16 protein-coding genes are annotated in these 16,279 nt (G+C 73.0%); 5 read left to right on the top strand and 11 right to left on the bottom strand.

The features are described from left to right. Nucleotides 1-96: 96 nt before the first annotated feature. The 4 genes from AAW14_RS02615 to infC form a co-directional block, all read right to left on the bottom strand. The gene (locus tag AAW14_RS02615; RefSeq protein WP_265559407.1) at nt 97-957 is read right to left on the bottom strand and encodes a TrmH family RNA methyltransferase; all 861 of its coding nucleotides are present in this window, start codon (nt 955-957) and stop codon (nt 97-99) included. A 329-nt stretch (nt 958-1,286) separates the two neighbouring features. Next, nucleotides 1,287-1,670, bottom strand: a complete 384-nt coding sequence (rplT, locus tag AAW14_RS02610; RefSeq protein ID WP_100825257.1) for a 50S ribosomal protein L20 — start codon at nt 1,668-1,670, stop codon at nt 1,287-1,289. A 95-nt stretch (nt 1,671-1,765) separates the two neighbouring features. Next, nucleotides 1,766-1,960, bottom strand: a complete 195-nt coding sequence (gene rpmI, locus AAW14_RS02605; protein ID WP_003947156.1) for a 50S ribosomal protein L35 — start codon at nt 1,958-1,960, stop codon at nt 1,766-1,768. Between the two features lie 187 nt (nt 1,961-2,147). Then, nucleotides 2,148-2,819 carry a translation initiation factor IF-3 gene (gene infC, locus AAW14_RS02600; RefSeq protein WP_265559875.1) on the bottom strand — a complete coding sequence of 224 codons (672 nt, stop codon included), beginning with the start codon at nt 2,817-2,819 and terminating at the stop codon, nt 2,148-2,150. 402 nt (nt 2,820-3,221) lie between these two features. Here infC and AAW14_RS02595 point away from each other — a divergent pair, with 402 nt between their 5' ends. Further along, nucleotides 3,222-3,617: a DUF1844 domain-containing protein gene (locus tag AAW14_RS02595; RefSeq protein WP_265559381.1), complete on the top strand. Its 396-nt coding sequence runs from the start codon at nt 3,222-3,224 to the stop codon at nt 3,615-3,617. 78 nt (nt 3,618-3,695) lie between these two features. Here AAW14_RS02595 and AAW14_RS02590 read toward each other — a convergent pair whose 3' ends face one another. Then, the gene (locus AAW14_RS02590; protein ID WP_265559379.1) at nt 3,696-4,427 is read right to left on the bottom strand and encodes an SseB family protein; all 732 of its coding nucleotides are present in this window, start codon (nt 4,425-4,427) and stop codon (nt 3,696-3,698) included. Here AAW14_RS02590 and AAW14_RS02585 point away from each other — a divergent pair. Continuing rightward, nucleotides 4,411-5,424 (top strand): serine hydrolase, encoded by a 1,014-nt coding sequence (locus tag AAW14_RS02585; protein ID WP_265559377.1) that lies wholly within the window; start codon nt 4,411-4,413, stop codon nt 5,422-5,424. The two genes, AAW14_RS02590 and AAW14_RS02585, sit on opposite strands and share 17 nt — an antisense overlap. 21 nt (nt 5,425-5,445) lie before the next feature. Here AAW14_RS02585 and mycP read toward each other — a convergent pair whose 3' ends face one another. Then, nucleotides 5,446-6,615: a type VII secretion-associated serine protease mycosin gene (gene mycP, locus AAW14_RS02580; RefSeq protein WP_265559375.1), complete on the bottom strand. Its 1,170-nt coding sequence runs from the start codon at nt 6,613-6,615 to the stop codon at nt 5,446-5,448. Further along, the gene (locus AAW14_RS02575) at nt 6,612-7,739 is read right to left on the bottom strand and encodes a hypothetical protein (RefSeq protein WP_265559373.1); all 1,128 of its coding nucleotides are present in this window, start codon (nt 7,737-7,739) and stop codon (nt 6,612-6,614) included. Before AAW14_RS02575 ends, mycP begins: the two co-directional genes overlap by 4 nt. A 1,118-nt stretch (nt 7,740-8,857) precedes the next feature. On the opposite strand from AAW14_RS02575, the gene AAW14_RS02570 reads away from it, so the two are divergent. Continuing rightward, nucleotides 8,858-10,060: an amino acid deaminase/aldolase gene (locus AAW14_RS02570; RefSeq protein WP_265559371.1), complete on the top strand. Its 1,203-nt coding sequence runs from the start codon at nt 8,858-8,860 to the stop codon at nt 10,058-10,060. A gap of 116 nt (nt 10,061-10,176) precedes the next feature. Here AAW14_RS02570 and AAW14_RS02565 read toward each other — a convergent pair whose 3' ends face one another. Genes AAW14_RS02565 through AAW14_RS02555 form a run of 3 tightly spaced genes read right to left on the bottom strand, consistent with a single transcriptional unit; the run spans nt 10,177 to nt 13,726 of the window. Beyond that, nucleotides 10,177-10,968, bottom strand: a complete 792-nt coding sequence (locus AAW14_RS02565) for a 3-oxoacyl-ACP reductase (protein ID WP_265559369.1) — start codon at nt 10,966-10,968, stop codon at nt 10,177-10,179. Next, the gene (locus AAW14_RS02560; protein WP_265559367.1) at nt 10,965-12,344 is read right to left on the bottom strand and encodes an aldehyde dehydrogenase family protein; all 1,380 of its coding nucleotides are present in this window, start codon (nt 12,342-12,344) and stop codon (nt 10,965-10,967) included. Before AAW14_RS02560 ends, AAW14_RS02565 begins: the two co-directional genes overlap by 4 nt. A gap of 11 nt (nt 12,345-12,355) precedes the next feature. Continuing rightward, entirely contained in the window at nt 12,356-13,726 is a 1,371-nt protein-coding gene (locus AAW14_RS02555; protein WP_265559365.1) for a glutamine synthetase family protein, read from the bottom strand. Nucleotides 13,727-13,801: 75 nt separating this feature from the next. Here AAW14_RS02555 and AAW14_RS02550 point away from each other — a divergent pair, with 75 nt between their 5' ends. Together AAW14_RS02550 and AAW14_RS02545 are read left to right on the top strand one after the other, a co-directional pair. Then, nucleotides 13,802-14,548 carry a FadR/GntR family transcriptional regulator gene (locus tag AAW14_RS02550; RefSeq protein ID WP_265559363.1) on the top strand — a complete coding sequence of 249 codons (747 nt, stop codon included), beginning with the start codon at nt 13,802-13,804 and terminating at the stop codon, nt 14,546-14,548. Between the two features lie 52 nt (nt 14,549-14,600). Continuing rightward, a complete protein-coding gene (locus AAW14_RS02545) occupies nt 14,601-15,287 on the top strand; it encodes a gamma-glutamyl-gamma-aminobutyrate hydrolase family protein (protein WP_265559361.1) in 687 nt (228 codons plus the stop codon). 39 nt (nt 15,288-15,326) lie between these two features. Here AAW14_RS02545 and AAW14_RS02540 read toward each other — a convergent pair whose 3' ends face one another. Continuing rightward, nucleotides 15,327-16,250 carry a LysR family transcriptional regulator gene (locus tag AAW14_RS02540; RefSeq protein WP_265559359.1) on the bottom strand — a complete coding sequence of 308 codons (924 nt, stop codon included), beginning with the start codon at nt 16,248-16,250 and terminating at the stop codon, nt 15,327-15,329. Nucleotides 16,251-16,279: the final 29 nt, after the last annotated feature.

Raw genomic sequence — 16,279 nt, 5'->3', positions numbered from 1 at the left:
GGGGTACCTCCCTGCTCCGGGCCCACCGCCCGAGCGAGGCCGCGGGCGGGGAGACAGGCCGAGAGCCTGGGGAGGGCCCCCGAGCCCGCCACCCTACTAGCCGGGGGTGACTGAACGGCACCCTCCGGCCGCGCGCTGTGCACGAGCGGACGCATAGAGACATACGGCCGCGGCGGTCGCGAGGTTCAGACTCTCGGCCTTTCCGTGGATGGGCACGCGGACGACGGCGTCGGCGAGCGCACGGGTCTCCTCGGGGAGCCCCCAGGCCTCGTTGCCGAACACCCAGGCGGTGGGGCCGCCCATGGTGCCCCGGTCGAGCTCGTCGTCGAGGTCGTCCTCCCCCGCGCCGTCGGCGGCGAGGATCCGCACCCCGGCGTCCTTGAGCCCCGCCACGGCGTGCTCGACAGGAACGCCGACGGCGACCGGCAGATGGAAGAGGGACCCGACGGAGGCGCGCACGGCCTTGGGGTTGTAGAGGTCGACGGAGGCGTCGGTGAGCACGACGGCGTCGGCCCCCGCGGCGTCCGCGCACCGCAGCACGGTCCCGGCGTTCCCCGGGTCCCGCACGTGCGCGAGCACGGCGACGAGCCTTGGGCCGCTGTCCAGGATCTCCTCGAAGGGGGTGTCGAGGAACCGGCAGATCCCTACGAGGCCCTGCGGGGTGACCGTGGTGGAGATGTCGGCGATGACCTCTTCGGAGGCGAGGTGCACCCGGGCACCGGCGTCCCGGGCCTCGCCCACGATGTCGGCGTACCGATCCGCGGCGTCCGGGGTGGCGAACAGTTCGACGAGCGTCGCCGTGCCGTCGGCCCGGTGCGCCGCCGCCTCCCGCACGGCCTGCGGTCCCTCCGCGAGGAACAGCCGCTCCTTCCCCCGGAAGTTCCGCTTGGCCAGCCGCCGTGCGGCACTGACGCGGGGCGACCGGGGGGAGATCGGCTCGGGCGTGGCGGGGGGCATGCGGTTCACCTTCGGGGAGGTCAGGAGTCTCGGATCAGCGGCCACCGGAGGCTTCGGCACCGCGGTCGGCGGCAGCCGCTTTCCTCTGCGGCGGCGGCGCGGGGCCACGCGGGCGGACGACGGCGGTGCCCGCACCACCGGTGGCGACGCGCAGCGTGCTGTCCGAACCGGAAGGGTCTCGCCCACCCGGCCCCGGCAGGGTGCCGCTGCGCGCGCCGTGGGCCCCAGCGGCACGACGGCCCGCGACCGTGCGGAGCCGGACGCAGTCGGACCCGCAGGCTGCGAAGCCTGCGGGTCCGTGGTTACGTCGGCCTGCGCCGGCGCAGCGGTCAGGCCGCCTTCGGCGCGTTCACGTCCGCCGGCAGCGCCTTCTGCGCGGCCTCGACGAGCGCGGCGAACGCACCCGCGTCGTTGACGGCCAGCTCCGCGAGGATCTTGCGGTCGACCTCGATGTTGGCGGCCTTCAGACCCTGGATGAAGCGGTTGTAGGTGATGCCGTTGGCGCGGGCAGCGGCATTGATGCGCTGGATCCACAGCTGGCGGAAGTCACCCTTGCGCTTCTTGCGGTCGTTGTAGTTGTAGACCAGCGAGTGGGTGACCTGCTCCTTGGCCTTGCGGTACAGGCGCGAACGCTGACCGCGGTAGCCGGAGGCCTGCTCGAGGATCGCCCGGCGCTTCTTGTGGGCGTTGACTGCCCGCTTGACGCGTGCCACTTGTTAACTCCTTGTAGCGGGGCCGCGGTTGGACTCACGCGGCCCGGAATCGATTGGGTCCCGGTCCAGACGTACGGCGCTCAGGCGCCGAGGCGTCACTTGCCGAGAAGCTTCTTGATCTTCTTGGCGTCGCCCGGGGCCATCTCGGCGTTGCCGGTGAGGCGACGCGTCAGACGGGACGACTTGTGCTCGAGCAGGTGGCGCTTGCCGGCGCGCTCGCGGAGCACCTTGCCGGAGCCGGTGATCTTGAAGCGCTTGCTGGCACCGCTGTGCGACTTGTTCTTCGGCATAGCGCCGTTCTCTCCTCGTCGGTGGCGCTCCGGTGCCCGGTCGCGAAACCGGGCACGTTGGAGCGTCGCTCTTGTATCGGTTACATCCTGGGACTGGCGTCCCGGGTCTTCCGGGGTCCGTACGTCCTCCTTGCGGAGGTGCGTACGTCCGTACGTCCGGTGCTCCCCCGGGGCCTTCGCCCCGGGATCACGCCTCGGCGGAAGCCTCGGCCGGGGCCTCAGTGGTCTCGGCATCAGCGACGTTCTGCGAGCGGCCGGGGTTGGCCTTCGCGGACGCCTTGCGGGCCTCCTGCGCCTGACGGGCCTCGGCCATCGCCTCGGTCTTCTTCTTGTGCGGACCGAGAACCATGATCATGTTGCGGCCGTCCTGCTTCGGGTTCGACTCGACGAAACCGAGGTCCTGGACGTCCTCCGCGAGGCGCTGCAGCAGTCGGTAGCCCAGTTCGGGCCGGGACTGCTCGCGACCACGGAACATGATCGTGATCTTGACCTTGTCGCCCTGCTTGAGGAACCGGACGACGTGACCCTTCTTGGTGTCATAGTCGTGCGGGTCGATCTTCGGCCGGAGCTTCATCTCCTTGATGACCGTGTGCGCCTGGTTCTTACGCGCCTCACGGGCCTTCATGGCCGACTCGTACTTGAACTTCCCGTAGTCCATGAGCTTGCACACGGGCGGACGGGCGTTCGCCGCGACCTCGACCAGGTCCAGGTCGTACTCCTGCGCAAGCTCCAGGGCCTTGGCAAGCGGCACAATGCCCACCTGCTCGCCACTGGGACCGACAAGTCGCACCTCGGGAACGCGAATCCGGTCGTTGATGCGGGGCTCGGCGCTGATGGATCCTCCTCGGTAGCACCACACGGCCGTCTGGCGGACAGCCGCGTATGTCTGGATGACATAGGGACCAACCATCGCGACGCATCAAAAAATGCCCCGGACGGTGCACAGGCGGGACTCCGAGCTTTCCGGAGCACCGCCGCGGTGACCGCGGGGCGCGCTTTCGGGCGACTCCACCGTCCGTACGGAACGGTGGTGGCCGCCTGACCGGTGACCCGCCGCCCCGGAGGGCGGCCAGGTGGGAGATCGGAGCCTCCACTTGTGGGCCGGACACAGTCGCATCCAGCCGGTCGTCACACAAGGTTAGCAGCTCCCCCGGAGTGGTGCGAACCGGAGTGCACCCGGCACCCAACGCCCCGCACCCGGCTCCCTCCCGCGCCCCTCCCGTGCGCGGGAGGCAATACGCCGGGGCCTATCGTGTGGGACATGAGTGACACCTCCCCCGAGGAATCCCCGGCGTCCGCAGAATTTCCGGCTGCCGCCGACGGTCCCGACTTCGACGCCATGACCCGTGACATCGCGGAGGTCCCCGCGGTCGAGGTGATCGTGACGGTCGCCGTCAACCTGATGAGCGCCGCCGCCGTGAAGCTCGGTCTGACCGAGGAGGGCGACAAGTACAAGGACCTGGACGAGGCCCGCAAGCTGGTGCACGCCCTCGCCGGTCTGCTCGACGCGAGCGCCACGGAGATCAGCTCCTTCCACGCGGCCCCGCTGCGCGACGGCCTGAAGTCGCTCCAGCTGGCGTTCCGCGAGGCGTCGATCGTCCCGGACGAGCCGGGCCAGGGACCCGGTGAGAAGTACACCGGGCCCGTCTACGGCTAGTTCACCCGGCCCTTCGGCCGGTTCATCCGGATCACCCGGCTCGGCGACCGGTTCATCCGGATCACCGACATACGAACTTCACCGACGTACGAACAAGGGCTCGCCCGGCGGTGTCGCCCCGGCCGGCAGTACTGCCAGGTCGAGGCCGCGCACCAGGCGGGCCCTCAGCGTTTCGTCTGCGGCCAGGCGCCGGGCCACTGCGCGTGCGGCCTCGGCCGGGTCCGCCGCCGGGTCCAGGACGAGCGCCAGGATGCCGTCCGCCTGCCCCGGGCCGAGATAGGCGCGCACCACGGCGGGCTCCGCGACGACGGCGGCCCGTACGGCGCCGGTCACAGCGGGGTCGGCGAGCGGATCGGTGGACGTACGGCCCTCCGCGAGGGCGACCAGAGCGGGGCCCGTCAGCTCGAACGGCACCGGACCCGACATGTCCAGCACGATCGTGTCGGCTTTCTCGTGCACGGCGGCCTGCAGGGCTTGGTGCAGGGGGACGGCGACGGGGCGGGCCGCGGGGTCCCACCGGCCCAGCGTCTCGGTGGACGTGAAGGCGGGCAGGGCGGTGCGGCCCGCGGCCTTCAGCGTCGGCACGGCCATCTCGCTGGTCTTCTCGCGGCGCAGGCCGTTCTCGTCCTCCTCGACCTCACCGAGCAGGGCCACGACCGGCACAAGCAGCCGGGCGCCCTTGAGTGCCTCCAGGACAGGCTGCACGGCGGTGCGGTCCTCGGCCCACGCGGCGAGCGCCGCGCTCAGCCGGGGATCGGCGGAACCGTCGTCGTCGGAGAAGCCGGAGTCGGGAATGTTCTTGTTCGCCACGGTCACCGACCCTATCGGGGGTCTCTGCCGCACTCGTGCCGCCCCCGGGACGCGGAGCCCCCCGTACAGGAGACGGCGGATACGCGGTACAGGAGACGGTACAGACCAGGAGAAGGCGGATGCGAGGGTGCGGGCGCACGCCGTTGCGGGGCCGTATCGTCGCAGTCGGTCTGTGACGCCCTCGGCGTCGTCCTCCAGGAGCCGGGAGGCATCGGTGGAAGCTGCGGCGGAGCCCTCGGCGGACCCGGACGCGCTGCTCGGGACGGCCATGAAGTCGGTGACCGTCGAGGACGGCGCGGACGTGGCCGTGGCGGTGCTGGACATGGAATCCGGCCGGAGCGCCACGCACGGCCGGGGCACCTTCGGCACGGCGAGCATCGTGAAGGTCGACATCCTGGCGGCGCTGCTGCTCCAGGCGCAGGACGCCGGCCGACATCTGAGTGCGCGGGAGAGGTCGTACGCCACCGTGATGATCGAGAACAGCGACAACGACTCCGCGTCGGCGCTGTGGACCGCGATCGGGCAGGCGGACGGCCTCGACAGCGCCAACAAGCGCTTCGGCCTGACGGACACCAAGGGTGGCGACGGCGGGCTGTGGGGGCTGACCCGGACCACGGCGGCCGATCAGCTCGTCCTGCTCCAGCAGGTGTTCGGGGACGACTCCCGGCTGAGCGAGGGCTCGCGGGCGTATCTGCAGGGGCTCATGGGCAACATCGCCGAGGATCAGGACTGGGGCGTGTCCGCGGTCGCCGACGGCTCGCGGTGGGCGCTGAAGAACGGCTGGCTGCCGCGCAGCACGACCGGGCTGTGGAACGTCAACAGCATCGGTCGGGTGACGGCGGACGGCCGCGACTGTCTGGTGGCCGCGCTGTCGAACGGCAACACGACGAAGGCGATGGGGATTTCGCTGGTGGAGGCGGCGGCGCAGGCGGCCGTTTCGGCGTTCCGGGACGCCGCGTGGTTCAGGGACGGCGTCGAGCTCGGGTGCGACGAGTAGCTCACGTAGGAGGTCCCGCCCCTATTGGGCGCCCCTGCGTCGGCCCCGCCACAGCACAACCGAGACCACCAGCAGTGCCACGCCCAGGCCGCCCGCGAGCGCGCCCGCCCAGCCGGGGGAGCCCGCCGCGTCGTCGCTCGTGTCGGGGCCCGTGCCGAAGTACTTCTGCCCGTATGCCGCCGCGTGCAGCCCCTCCGGCTTCAGGTGTGCCGCCGCCCTGATGGCCGCCACGGGGTCGATGAAGCCGAAGCCACGGGCGTCGTCGCGGCCCCCGGTGGGGGCGTCGCGGGCGGTCCTCTCCAGGAGTTGCTTGATCTGGGCCGGGGACAGCCCCGGGCGGGCCGCCTTGATCAGCGCGACGGCACCGGAGACGAACGCGGACGCCGCGCTGGTGCCCCAGCCGTCGTAGTACTTGCGATCGGGGTCGGCGATGACCACGTCGACACCGGGTGCGCTGACGGTGGCGTACCAGCGGCGGGTGGAGAAGGAGGCGCGGGTGCCGTAGCGGTCGACGGCGGTCGCGGCGATGACTCCCGGGTAGGCCGCGGGATACGAGATGTGGTCGCCCTTCTCGCCGCCGTTGCCGGCCGAGGCGACGACGGCGGCGCCCTTCTTGAGGGCGTACTGCACCGCCTCGTCCTCGGCCGCTTCGGGGTGCGCGGAGTCGGAGTCGTCGCCGAGGGAGAGGTTGATGACGTCGGCGCCGTGGTCGGTGGCCCAGCGGATGCCTTCGGCGAGTGCGTTGCCGCGGGCGTTCCGCGCCCTCGTGCGGGCCGGGTCACCGTCCTCGAGGATGACGCGGACGGGCAGGATCTTCGCCTCGGGGGCGATGCCGATGACACCGTCGCCATCGCCGATGCCGTGGCCGTGACCGGCGATGATGCCGGCCATGGCGGTGCCGTGCCGGGCCCAGGGGCGGTCGCCGCGCCGGGCTCCGAAGCCGACCATGTCCTTGCCGGGCAGGACGTTGCCGGTCAGGTCGGGGTGGGTGCCGTCGACGCCGGTGTCGAGGACGGCGACGGTGATGCCCTTGCCCTTGGTGGTCTGCCAGAGCGCCTGGCTGTGCAGGGCGTCCAGGGCCCACTCCTGGGCACGTATGCCGTCGGCGTGAGCGGCGGTGGAGGGCAGCAGGGCCAGGGAGCCGGCGAGCAGGAGGGTCAGCAGGCGGGCGCCGGTGGTACGGGTGCTCATGACGGCTTCTCCGTGGCCGCGGTGATGGTGGTGCGCAGGTCCCCTTCGATGCGGTCGGCGAGGCCCACCGCCTCGTTGCCGAGGCCCGCCTGGGCGGGGGCCGTGGTGGCGCCGGTCGCCATGGCCGCGTCGGCGGGCTGCGGTTCGGTGACGGTACGGCCGTCGGGGAAGCCGGAGACGGCGTAGACGACGACGGGCATGTCCGTGCGGACCGAGATCGTCCAGGAGGCGCGCTGGGCGTCGCCGAATCCCTCGGCGACGGTGCCCTTCGCCGCGTACGGACGGGGCATCAGATCGGTGCGCCGGTCGAGGCCCTCCCTCTTGAAGCGGCTGTTCAGGGCGGTCATGGCGGGAGCGTCGGCACGGGTGAACAACAGCCCCACCGTGGTGACGTCGCTGCGGGTGGCGTCCGTGTAGGTGGCGCGCAGCAGCCGCAGACAGCCGACGGGGGTCAGGGCCTTGCGCAGCAGGGGGTCGAAGGCGTCCGCGCAACCGCTGTCGGGGGCTACGGCGATGCGGGTCCAGACGCGGTCCGAGCCGCCGGGGCCGGCGCCCGGTCCCGCCACGGTGGGCGGGAAGAGCTGGTCGACGGGCACGCTGTGCCACAGGCTCCCGGCGATGGTGAACCCGCCCCGTGCCCCGCCGTCGGCGTCGTCCCCGGTGAGCCAGCTTCCGGCAACGGCACCGCCGATGAGCCCGAGACCGAGGACCAGACAGGCGGCGGCCGCCGCGGCGCGGGGCCGTACCCGGATACCGAGGAGCCGGGGGCGCTCGGTGTCGAGGGCACGCGTGTCGGGCTCGGCGAAGGTCACGATGGGGCGGGTGGGGGCCGCGGGCCGGTTTTCGTCATGGCGGTGCCCCACGCGCGCGGTCGTCTCCACGATGCCGTCGGTGGGCAGGGGGGTGCCGGGCGGCGGCACGGCGTCCGCGTCGGCGCCGCGCGCGGGCACGCCGGCCGTCGGCGGCGCGTCCGGGAAGCGGGCGGAGGGCGCGGGCGGGGGCGGGTCGACGGGCTCGGCGGTGCGGCCGATCCGCAGGTTCGGGAACCGCTGGGATGCGGGAGTGCGCCGTGCCGCACCGTCCGTCTCGCCACCGGAGGCGGGCCGTTGCCTATCGCCGGGCACGTTCGTGGGCCGTTCGGTGTCGGGCGCCAGGATCCGGAAGGGCCGTGCGACGGCGCGGGCCCCAGCCGCCCCCGCACCCGAACTCGAGGGCCCCGAGGACCCGTTCGCGCCGGACCACGCCGCTGAACCCTCCACCCCGGACCGGGCCGGAGCCCCGGACGCGGCCGGCACGACAGGGGCCTCCGGGCAACCGGGGGCGCCATTCGGACCGGAGCCCGCAGGAGCCCCGCTCGCCCCGGCGTGGGCCGGCGTGTCCGCCGGGCGCGAGGGCTCCGGGGTGCCGTTCCGGCCGGGCGGCCCATCGGACCCGGACGCGCCGGTTCGGGCAGGGGACTGGGCCGCGCCCGGGTGCTCGACGGTGCCGTTCGCGACGGGGCCCCCGGAAGAACCGTTCATGCCCGGGCGGTCGGGCGAGCCGTTCGCCGCGGCGGAGCGCGGTATACCGTTCCCGGTCGCCGTCGGCGTCCCGGGCCGGGTCGCGGCCGGGGACGCGGGCGTCCCGCGCGGCGGACCGCTGGGCCGGGGAGGTGCGGCGGCCGCGCCGGATGCGGCCCCGGCCGGCCACTCAGGGCGCGTCGGAGCCGGGATCGGGAACGGACGGGCGGACCGGGCCTCCTGCGGTCCTGGAGCGCTCCCGGTGGCGGGCGGGTGTCCGGGGCGGGGCGGGACCGGCCCGGAGGCGCGGTCGCGCGGCGCGGACCGGAGCGGACCCTGCGCGGCGGGAGGCGTACGGTCCGGCTCCGCGGACGGTTCGCCCGGAGGGGCCGGCGGACGGGGCGGGGTCGTGGGGCGCGGAGGGATGGAGGCGCGGCGCGCTTCCGTGCTCATGCTCCCCCCGTTTCGTTGTGCCGGGCCGCCCCCGGGTCCGCCGGGGTGTCCGACCGCCCCTGCGGAGCGGCCGGTACGCGTGGTGCGGGACGCGCCGCCCGTCCTGGCAGGCATACCCGCGCGGGCGGATACCCATCCCGGGCGTACGCGCCCGGGCGGAGCCACCGCTTCCCACGTCCGCGTCACTCTACGGGTTGATGCCCCTCGAACGGGAACCAGTCCGCGGCACCGGGGCATCTGCCCGGAACGTCCCCCTACCCTGCGGTAATCGCATCTGGCACGCTGCGTTCATGACTGCCCGCGCCGCAGACCGCGCCCGCTACGACCGGGCCACCGAACACCTCGACGCCCCGCTGGCGATCGTGGACCTGGGGGCGTTCGACGCGAACGCCGACGACCTCCTCCGCAGGGCCGGCGGCAAGCCGATCCGCGTCGCCAGCAAGTCCGTCCGCTGCCGTGTCCTGCTCGAACGCGTCCTGGCCCGTGCGGGGTTCGCGGGCATCATGTCGTTCACGCTCGCCGAGTCCCTGTGGCTGGCCCGCTCCGGGTTCGACGACGTGCTGCTCGCCTATCCGTCGGCCGACCGGCAGGGTTTCGCCGAACTCACCGCCGACCCCAAGCTCGCCGCCGCCGTCACGGTGATGATCGACGACCCCGCCCAGCTGCGGCTCGTCGACGACGCCCGCCGGGGCGGCACCGAAGTGGTGCGTGTCTGCGTGGAGTTGGACACGTCCCTGGTGCTGCTCGGCGGGCGCGTCCGCGTCGGCGCGCGCCGCTCCCCGCTCCGCTCCCCGGCTCAAGTCGCCGAGCTGGCCCGCGCGGTCGCGCGCACGCCGGGTTTCCGGCTGGTGGGGATCATGGCGTACGAGGGTCATGTGGCCGGGGTGGGCGACGCGGTGGCCGGGCGTCCGGTGCGCTCACGGGCGATCCGGCTGATGCAGGCCGCGGCGCGCCGGGAGCTCGCGTCGCGGCGTGCCGAAGTGGTGCGCGCCGTCCGCGCCGTGGCGCCGGACCTGGAGTTCGTCAACGGCGGCGGGACGGGCAGCGTGCAGTACACCGCCGCCGAGGACGCGGTGACCGAGATAGCGGCGGGCTCGGGGCTGTACGTACCAAGGCTGTTCGACAACTACACCTCGTTCCACGGCTGTCCGGCCGCCCTGTTCGCCCAGCCGGTCGTGCGCAGGCCGGGTGTCGGGGTGGTGACCGTGCTGGGCGGCGGCTATCCGGCGTCGGGCGCCGCGGGCCGCGACCGGCTGCCCGTCCCGTATCTGCCCGAGGGACTGGAGTACGACCCCCAGGAGGGTCCCGGCGAGGTGCAGACGCCGCTGCTGGGCGCGCCCGCCGACGACCTCCTCATCGGTGACAAGGTGTGGTTCCGGCACGCCAAGGCCGGCGAGTTGTGCGAGCGCTTCGACGCGCTGCACCTGGTGGAGGGCGACAAGGTCACGGCGACCGTGCCGACGTATCGCGGCGAGGGGCGCACGTTCCTGTGACGCCCGTCCACGGGCCTTCGGTGAGCGGCTACGACGGGGCGCGGCACCGGCCCGGCGGGGGCGGCGTGCCGCTCGCCCCCGCCGCTCCAGGTGGTGCCGCGCGTGCCGTGGCCCCGCTACAGAGGCGTGACGTACGCGCCGGAGATCCCGCCGTCCACCAGGAAGTCGGTGGCGTTCACGAACGAGGAGTCGTCGCTGGCGAGGAACGCGACCGCCGCGGCGATCTCCTCGGCCTCCGCGAACCGCCCGACCGGGATGTGGACCAGACGGCGGGCGGCCCGTTCGGGGTCCTTGGCGAACAGCTCCTGCAGGAGCGGGGTGTTGACCGGCCCGGGGCACAGGGCGTTGACCCGGATGCCGTCCCGGGCGAACTGCACACCCAGTTCGCGGGACATGGCGAGCACACCGCCCTTGGATGCCGTGTACGAGATCTGCGAGGTGGCCGCGCCCATCCGGGCCACGAACGACGCCGTGTTGATGATGGAGCCCTTGCCCTGACGCCGCATGTAGGGGATGGCGGCCTTGCAGCACAGGTAGACGGAGGTCAGGTTGACCTCCTGGACCCGCTTCCAGGCCTCCAGGCCGGTGTCCAGGATGGAGTCGTCGTCGGGCGGTGAGATGCCCGCGTTGTTGAAGGCGATGTCGACGGAGCCGTAGGCGTCGTACGCGGCCTTGAAGAACGCTTCGACCTGCTCGGGGTCGGTGACGTCGACGTTCACGAACAGCCCGCCGACCTCCTCGGCGGCAGCCTTGCCGCGGGTCTCGTCGACGTCGCCGCAGACGACGTGGGCGCCCTCGGCGGCGAGCCGGCGTGCGGCGGCGAGACCGATGCCGCTGCCGGCACCGGTGATGACGGCGGTACGGCCGACGAGCCGGCGGCAGACGATGTCTTCGCTGGGTGCGGTCACTGTGCGGGGCCCTCCGTACTGATGAAGACGTTCTTGGTTTCGGTGAAGGCGGTCAGGGCGTCCGGGCCGAGTTCGCGGCCGATCCCCGACTGCTTGAAGCCGCCGAAGGGGGTCCAGTAGCGGACGCTGGAGTGGGAGTTGACGGACAGGTTGCCGGCGCGGACGGCCCCCGAGACACGCAGCGCCCGGCCCACGTCGCGGGTCCAGATGGAGCCGGAGAGCCCGTACGCAGTGTCGTTGGCGAGGCGGATCGCGTCGGCCTCGTCCTCGAAGGGCAGGACGACGGCGACAGGGCCGAAGACCTCCTCGACGGCGACGCGCGCGTGCGGGTCGACATCGGTGAGGACGGTGGGCGGGAACCAGAAGCCGGGGCCTTCGGGAGCCTTGCCACGGATGCCGGGCGTGTCGACCGGGACGTACGAACGGACGCGGTCCAGCTGGGACTTGGAGATCAGCGGACCCATGTGGGTGTTTTCGTCCGCGGGGTCGCCGACCAGGACGGACTCGACGGCGGGGGCGAGGAGGCCGAGGAAGCGGTCGTAGGCGGAGCGCTGGACCAGGATTCGGGTGCGGGCGCAGCAGTCCTGGCCGGAGTTGTCGAGGAAGGACATGGGGGCGGCGGCCGCGGCGGCGTCCAGGTCGGCGTCCGCGAAGACGATGTTGGGACTCTTGCCGCCGAGTTCGAGGGTGACGCGCTTGAGAAGGGCGGAGCCCTTCGCCAGTACCTGTCTGCCCACGGCGGTCGACCCGGTGAAGACGATCTTCGCCACGCCCGGGTGCTCGACGAGCGCGTTGCCCGCCACGGGTCCGAGGCCGGGCAGCACCTGGAACAGCCCGTCCGGCAGCCCCGCGTGCAGCGCCAGCTCGGCCAGGCGCAGGGCCGTGAGCGGGGTCGTCTCGGCGGGCTTGAGGATCACCGCGTTGCCCGCCGCGAGCGCCGGGGCCGTGCCCCAGGCGGCGATCGGCATCGGGAAGTTCCAGGGCGCGATGACGCCGACGACGCCGAGCGGTTCGAGGATCGTGATGTCCAGCCCGCCCGGGACCGGGATCTGACGACCGGTCAGTCGCTCCACTCCCCCGGCCGCGTACTCGAGAAGGTCACGGACGTTGCCCGCCTCCCAGCGGGCGTTGCCGATGACGTGCCCGGCCTCCCGTACTTCCAACTGCGCCAGCTCTTCGAGGTGTTCGTCGACGGCGACCGCGAACCGGCGCAGCAGCCTGGCGCGATCGCCGGGCGCGAGGGCGGCCCACCGGGTCTGCGCCTTCGCGGCCCGCGTGACCGCCGCGTCGACGTCGGCCGCCGTGGCGGCCGCAACGGTGGCGACGGCCTCTTCGGTGGCCGGATTGAGTACCTGCAGCTCGTGCTGGTCGGACAAGGGAAGACCTCTCACATGCGTTCGAAGGAGCGGCGCAGCTCCCAGTCGGTCACCGCGGCGTCGAAGGCGGCCAGCTCGACGCGGGCCATGTTGCGGTAGTGCGCGACCACCTCGTCACCGAAGGCGGCCTTGGCGATGGGGCTGTTCTCCCAGAGCTCCGCAGCCTCGCGCAGCGTGGTGGGCACATGTTCGTACGCGGCGGTGTAGGCGTTGCCCGGGCACGGCTCGGGCAGCTCCAGCTTCTGCTCGATGCCGTACAGTCCGGCCGCGACCATCCCGGCGACCGCGAGGTGCGGGTTGACGTCGCCGCCGGGCAGCCGGTTCTCGAAGCGCAGCGAGCGGCCGTGGCCGACGACCCGCAGGGCGCAGGTTCGGTTGTCGTACCCCCAGGCGACCGCGGTCGGGGCGAAGGAGCCCGGCTGGAAGCGCTTGTAGGAGTTGATGTTGGGGGCGTACAGCAGCGAGAAGTCCCGCAGAGCGGCGAGCTGCCCGGCGAGGAAGTGCCGCATGACCTCCGACATGCCGCCCGGCTCGCTTGACGTGCCGGCCATGACGCCCCGGCCGTGCTCGTCCGCGAGGGAGAGGTGGATATGACAGGAGTTGCCCTCGCGCTCGTTGTACTTGGCCATGAAGGTGATCGAGACGCCCTCCTGGGCGGCGATCTCCTTGGCGCCCGTCTTGTAGATCGCGTGCTGGTCGCAGGTGACCAGGGCCTCGTCGTAGCGGAAGGCGATCTCGTGCTGGCCGGGGTTGCACTCGCCCTTGGCCGACTCCACGGTGAGACCGGCGCCCGCCATCTCGTTGCGGATGCGGCGCAGAAGGGGCTCGATCCGTCCCGTGCCGAGCACGGAGTAGTCGACGTTGTACTGGTTGGCCGGGGTCAGTCCCCGGTAGTTCGCGTCCCAGGCCTGCTCGTAGGTGTCCTTGAAGACGATGAACTCCAGCTCGGTGCCGACCCGGGCGGTGTGCCCGAGGGCGGCGAGTCGGTCGAGCTGGCGGCGCAGGATCTGGCGGGGCGCGGCGGCCACGGGCGAACCGTCCGCCCAGGCCAGGTCGGCGATGAGCATGGCCGTACCCTCGTTCCACGGCACCCGGCGCAGTGTGCTCAGGTCCGGGTGCAGGGCGAAGTCTCCGTAGCCGCGGTCCCACGAGGACATCTCGTAGCCGTCGACCGTGTTCATCTCGGTGTCGACGGCGAGGAGGTAGTTGCAGCCCTCCGTGCCGTGCTCCAGCACCTCGTCGAGGAAAAAACGTGCGGCGAACCGCTTGCCCTGGAGGCGCCCTTGCATGTCGGGGAAGGCCAGGACGACAGTGTCGATCTCGCCGCCCGCGACGAGGGCATGCAGCTCCTCGATACCGAGCGGGGGTGTGCGGTCTGCCACGGGAGGTCTCCTTAGGTCCGCCGAGAGTCATAAGGTATTTCCGAGAACCATTGCTTGGGAAGGGGGCGCGGCAAGATGTCGCAGGCGGAAACCGAGGACGGCTTCGGCGGCCCGCGGGATCGGTTGACGCCGGTCCTGCGGCCCGTGCGGGCCGGCAACGGCTTCGAGGAGGCACTGGAGCAGATCCTCCAGGTCGTCCGCCTCGGGCTGGTGCCGGGCGGTGAGCGGCTGCCCGCGGAGCGGGAGCTGGCGGACCGGCTGGGGATCAGCCGGGTCACGCTGCGCGAGGTGCTGAAGGTGCTCCAGGACCAGGGTCTGGTGGAGTCGCGCCGCGGGCGGTACGGCGGCACGTTCGTGCGGCCGCGCATCGACGTCGGCGGCGAGGACGAGCTGCGTCGGCGTATCGAGAAGGTCGACATCGAGGACGTGCTGCGCTTCCGTGAGGTGCTGGAGGTGGGGGCGGCGGGCCTGTGCGCGGCGCACGGCCTCACCGCGGAGCAGGCCGAGCGGCTGCGGGAGGCGCTGGCGCGCACCCAGGACGCGCCGCTCGCGGAGTACCGGCGGCTGGACACGCTGCTGCACCTCACGCTGGCCGAGTTGTGCGGGTCGCCGTCGCTGACGGGGCAGTACGCGGCCGTACGGGCGACGGTGAACGACCTGCTGGACTGCATCCCGCTGCTGGTGCGGAACCTGGAGCACTCGCAGCGCCAGCACGAGGCGCTGGTGGAGGCGGTGCTCGACGGGGACGCGGACGGGGCCCGGGAGATGATGCGGGAGCACTGCGCGGGAACGGCGGCGTTGCTGCGGGGGTTCCTGGCGTGAGCACGCCATGCAAAGGTACGAGGGGGATCCATTGGAACCCGGGGAGGCCCGCATGACCGGACGACCGCTGATCGGTGTGAGTACGTATCTGGAGGCCGGGACGCGCTGGGGCATCTGGGAGCTGGACGCGGCGCTGCTGCCGGCAGGCTATCCCCTGCTCGTGCAGCGGGCCGGCGGGCTCGCCGCACTCCTGCCGCCGGACGATCCGGCCCGCGCCGCGGCGACGGTGGCCCGGCTGGACGGCGTGGTGATCGCGGGCGGACCGGACGTCGACCCCTCCCGCTACGGCGCGGAGCGCTCCTCCAGGACCGGACGTCCGGCGCCGGAGCGCGATGCCTGGGAACTGGCCCTGATCGAGGCGGCGCTGGCGTCCGGCACCCCGCTGCTCGGCATCTGCCGCGGTATGCAGCTGCTGAACGTCGCCCTCGGCGGCACGCTCGTGCAGCACATCGACGGGCACGCGGAGGCCGTCGGGGTCTTCGGCCGGCACCCGGTCACGCCGGTGCCCGGCACCCGGTACGCCGGTGCCGTCCCCGAGGAGACGTCCGTACCGACCTACCACCACCAGGCCGTGGACCGCCTCGGCCGGGGTCTGGTGCCGTCCGCGTACGCGGCGGACGGCACCGTGGAGGCGATCGAACTCCCGTCCGGGGACTGGGTGCTGGGCGTCCAGTGGCATCCGGAGATGGGAGAGGACATGCGGGTGATGAGGGCGCTGATCCGGGCGGCGGCCGGCTAGCCGCTCGCCCAACCCCGGGGTCGGCTCCGGCAGTTCCCGTTACCCCCGCGTCAGCCCCAGCAGTTCCCGTCCCGGCCCCGTCGGGCGGTGGCCCGTGCGCCACACCGCCCGTAGCTCCCGGTCCAGCCGTACGCCCTCGACCGGCACGCTCACCAGACGACGGGATGCGAGTTCCTCCCCCACGGCGAGTTCGCTCAGGACCGCCGGGCCCGCGCCGCTCACCGCGGACGCCTTGACCGCCGTCGTCGAGGACAGTTCGAGCAGCGGGCGGGCCAGGCCGCCCAGGGCCGCGTTCAGCACCTGGCGGGTGCCCGAGCCCTCCTCCCGGAGGATGAGCGGGGTGGACGCCAGCTCCCCGGCCGAGAGCGGCCCCCGGCGGCGTGCCCACGGGTGCCCCGGTGCCGTCACCACGATCAGACGGTCGTGGGCCACCACGGCCCCGTCCAGGCCCGCGGGCAGGGACAGCCCTTCCACGAAGCCCAGGTCCGCCTCGTCCGCGAGCAGGCGTTCGGCGACCGCCGCCGAGTTCCCGGCCAGCAGCGACACCGCCGTGTCCGGCCGCAGCGCGCGCAGCGCGATCAGCCAGCCCGGCAGCAGGTACTCCGCAATCGTCATGCTCGCCGCCACCCGCAGTCGCGAATCCCGCCGCCCCCGCAGCGCCTGGGCCCCCGCGTCGAAGGCCTCCGCCGCCTCCATGATCCGCCGCGCCCAGTCCGTGACCAGCGCCCCCGCGTCGGTCAGCCGCGAGCCCCGCGGCGACCGGTCCACCAGCGCCACACCCAGCTGCCGCTCCATCGACCGGATCCGGCTGCTGGCCGCGGGCTGGGTGATCCCCAGCTCCCGCGCGGCCCGCCCCAGACTGCCCAGCCGGGCCACGGCGAGCAGCAGCTCCAGCGCGCCCAGATCCGGCACCCGGTGCGCCAGACCACCGCGCGGATATGCCTCGTCTCCGCCCTCGCTCATAAGGACAGCTTATGCCCCCATAGACACGT

The sequence above is a fragment of the Streptomyces hygroscopicus genome (genome assembly GCF_026168105.1).
Lineage (GTDB): Bacteria > Actinomycetota > Actinomycetes > Streptomycetales > Streptomycetaceae > Streptomyces > Streptomyces hygroscopicus_D.
The sequence above is the reverse complement of the archived record's forward strand: the minus strand, read 5'-3'. Positions and strand labels throughout refer to the sequence as shown.

Coding starts and splice junctions, on each gene's coding strand:
- AAW14_RS02550 (WP_265559363.1), top strand. CDS start 13,802: ATGTCGCAGGCGGAAACCGAGGACGGCTTCGGCGGCCCGCGGGATCGG.
- mycP (WP_265559375.1), bottom strand. CDS start 6,615: ATGAGCACCCGTACCACCGGCGCCCGCCTGCTGACCCTCCTGCTCGCC.
- AAW14_RS02570 (WP_265559371.1), top strand. CDS start 8,858: ATGACTGCCCGCGCCGCAGACCGCGCCCGCTACGACCGGGCCACCGAA.
- AAW14_RS02595 (WP_265559381.1), top strand. CDS start 3,222: ATGAGTGACACCTCCCCCGAGGAATCCCCGGCGTCCGCAGAATTTCCG.
- AAW14_RS02540 (WP_265559359.1), bottom strand. CDS start 16,250: ATGAGCGAGGGCGGAGACGAGGCATATCCGCGCGGTGGTCTGGCGCAC.
- rpmI (WP_003947156.1), bottom strand. CDS start 1,960: ATGCCGAAGAACAAGTCGCACAGCGGTGCCAGCAAGCGCTTCAAGATC.
- AAW14_RS02615 (WP_265559407.1), bottom strand. CDS start 957: ATGCCCCCCGCCACGCCCGAGCCGATCTCCCCCCGGTCGCCCCGCGTC.
- AAW14_RS02545 (WP_265559361.1), top strand. CDS start 14,601: ATGACCGGACGACCGCTGATCGGTGTGAGTACGTATCTGGAGGCCGGG.
- AAW14_RS02585 (WP_265559377.1), top strand. CDS start 4,411: ATGTTCTTGTTCGCCACGGTCACCGACCCTATCGGGGGTCTCTGCCGC.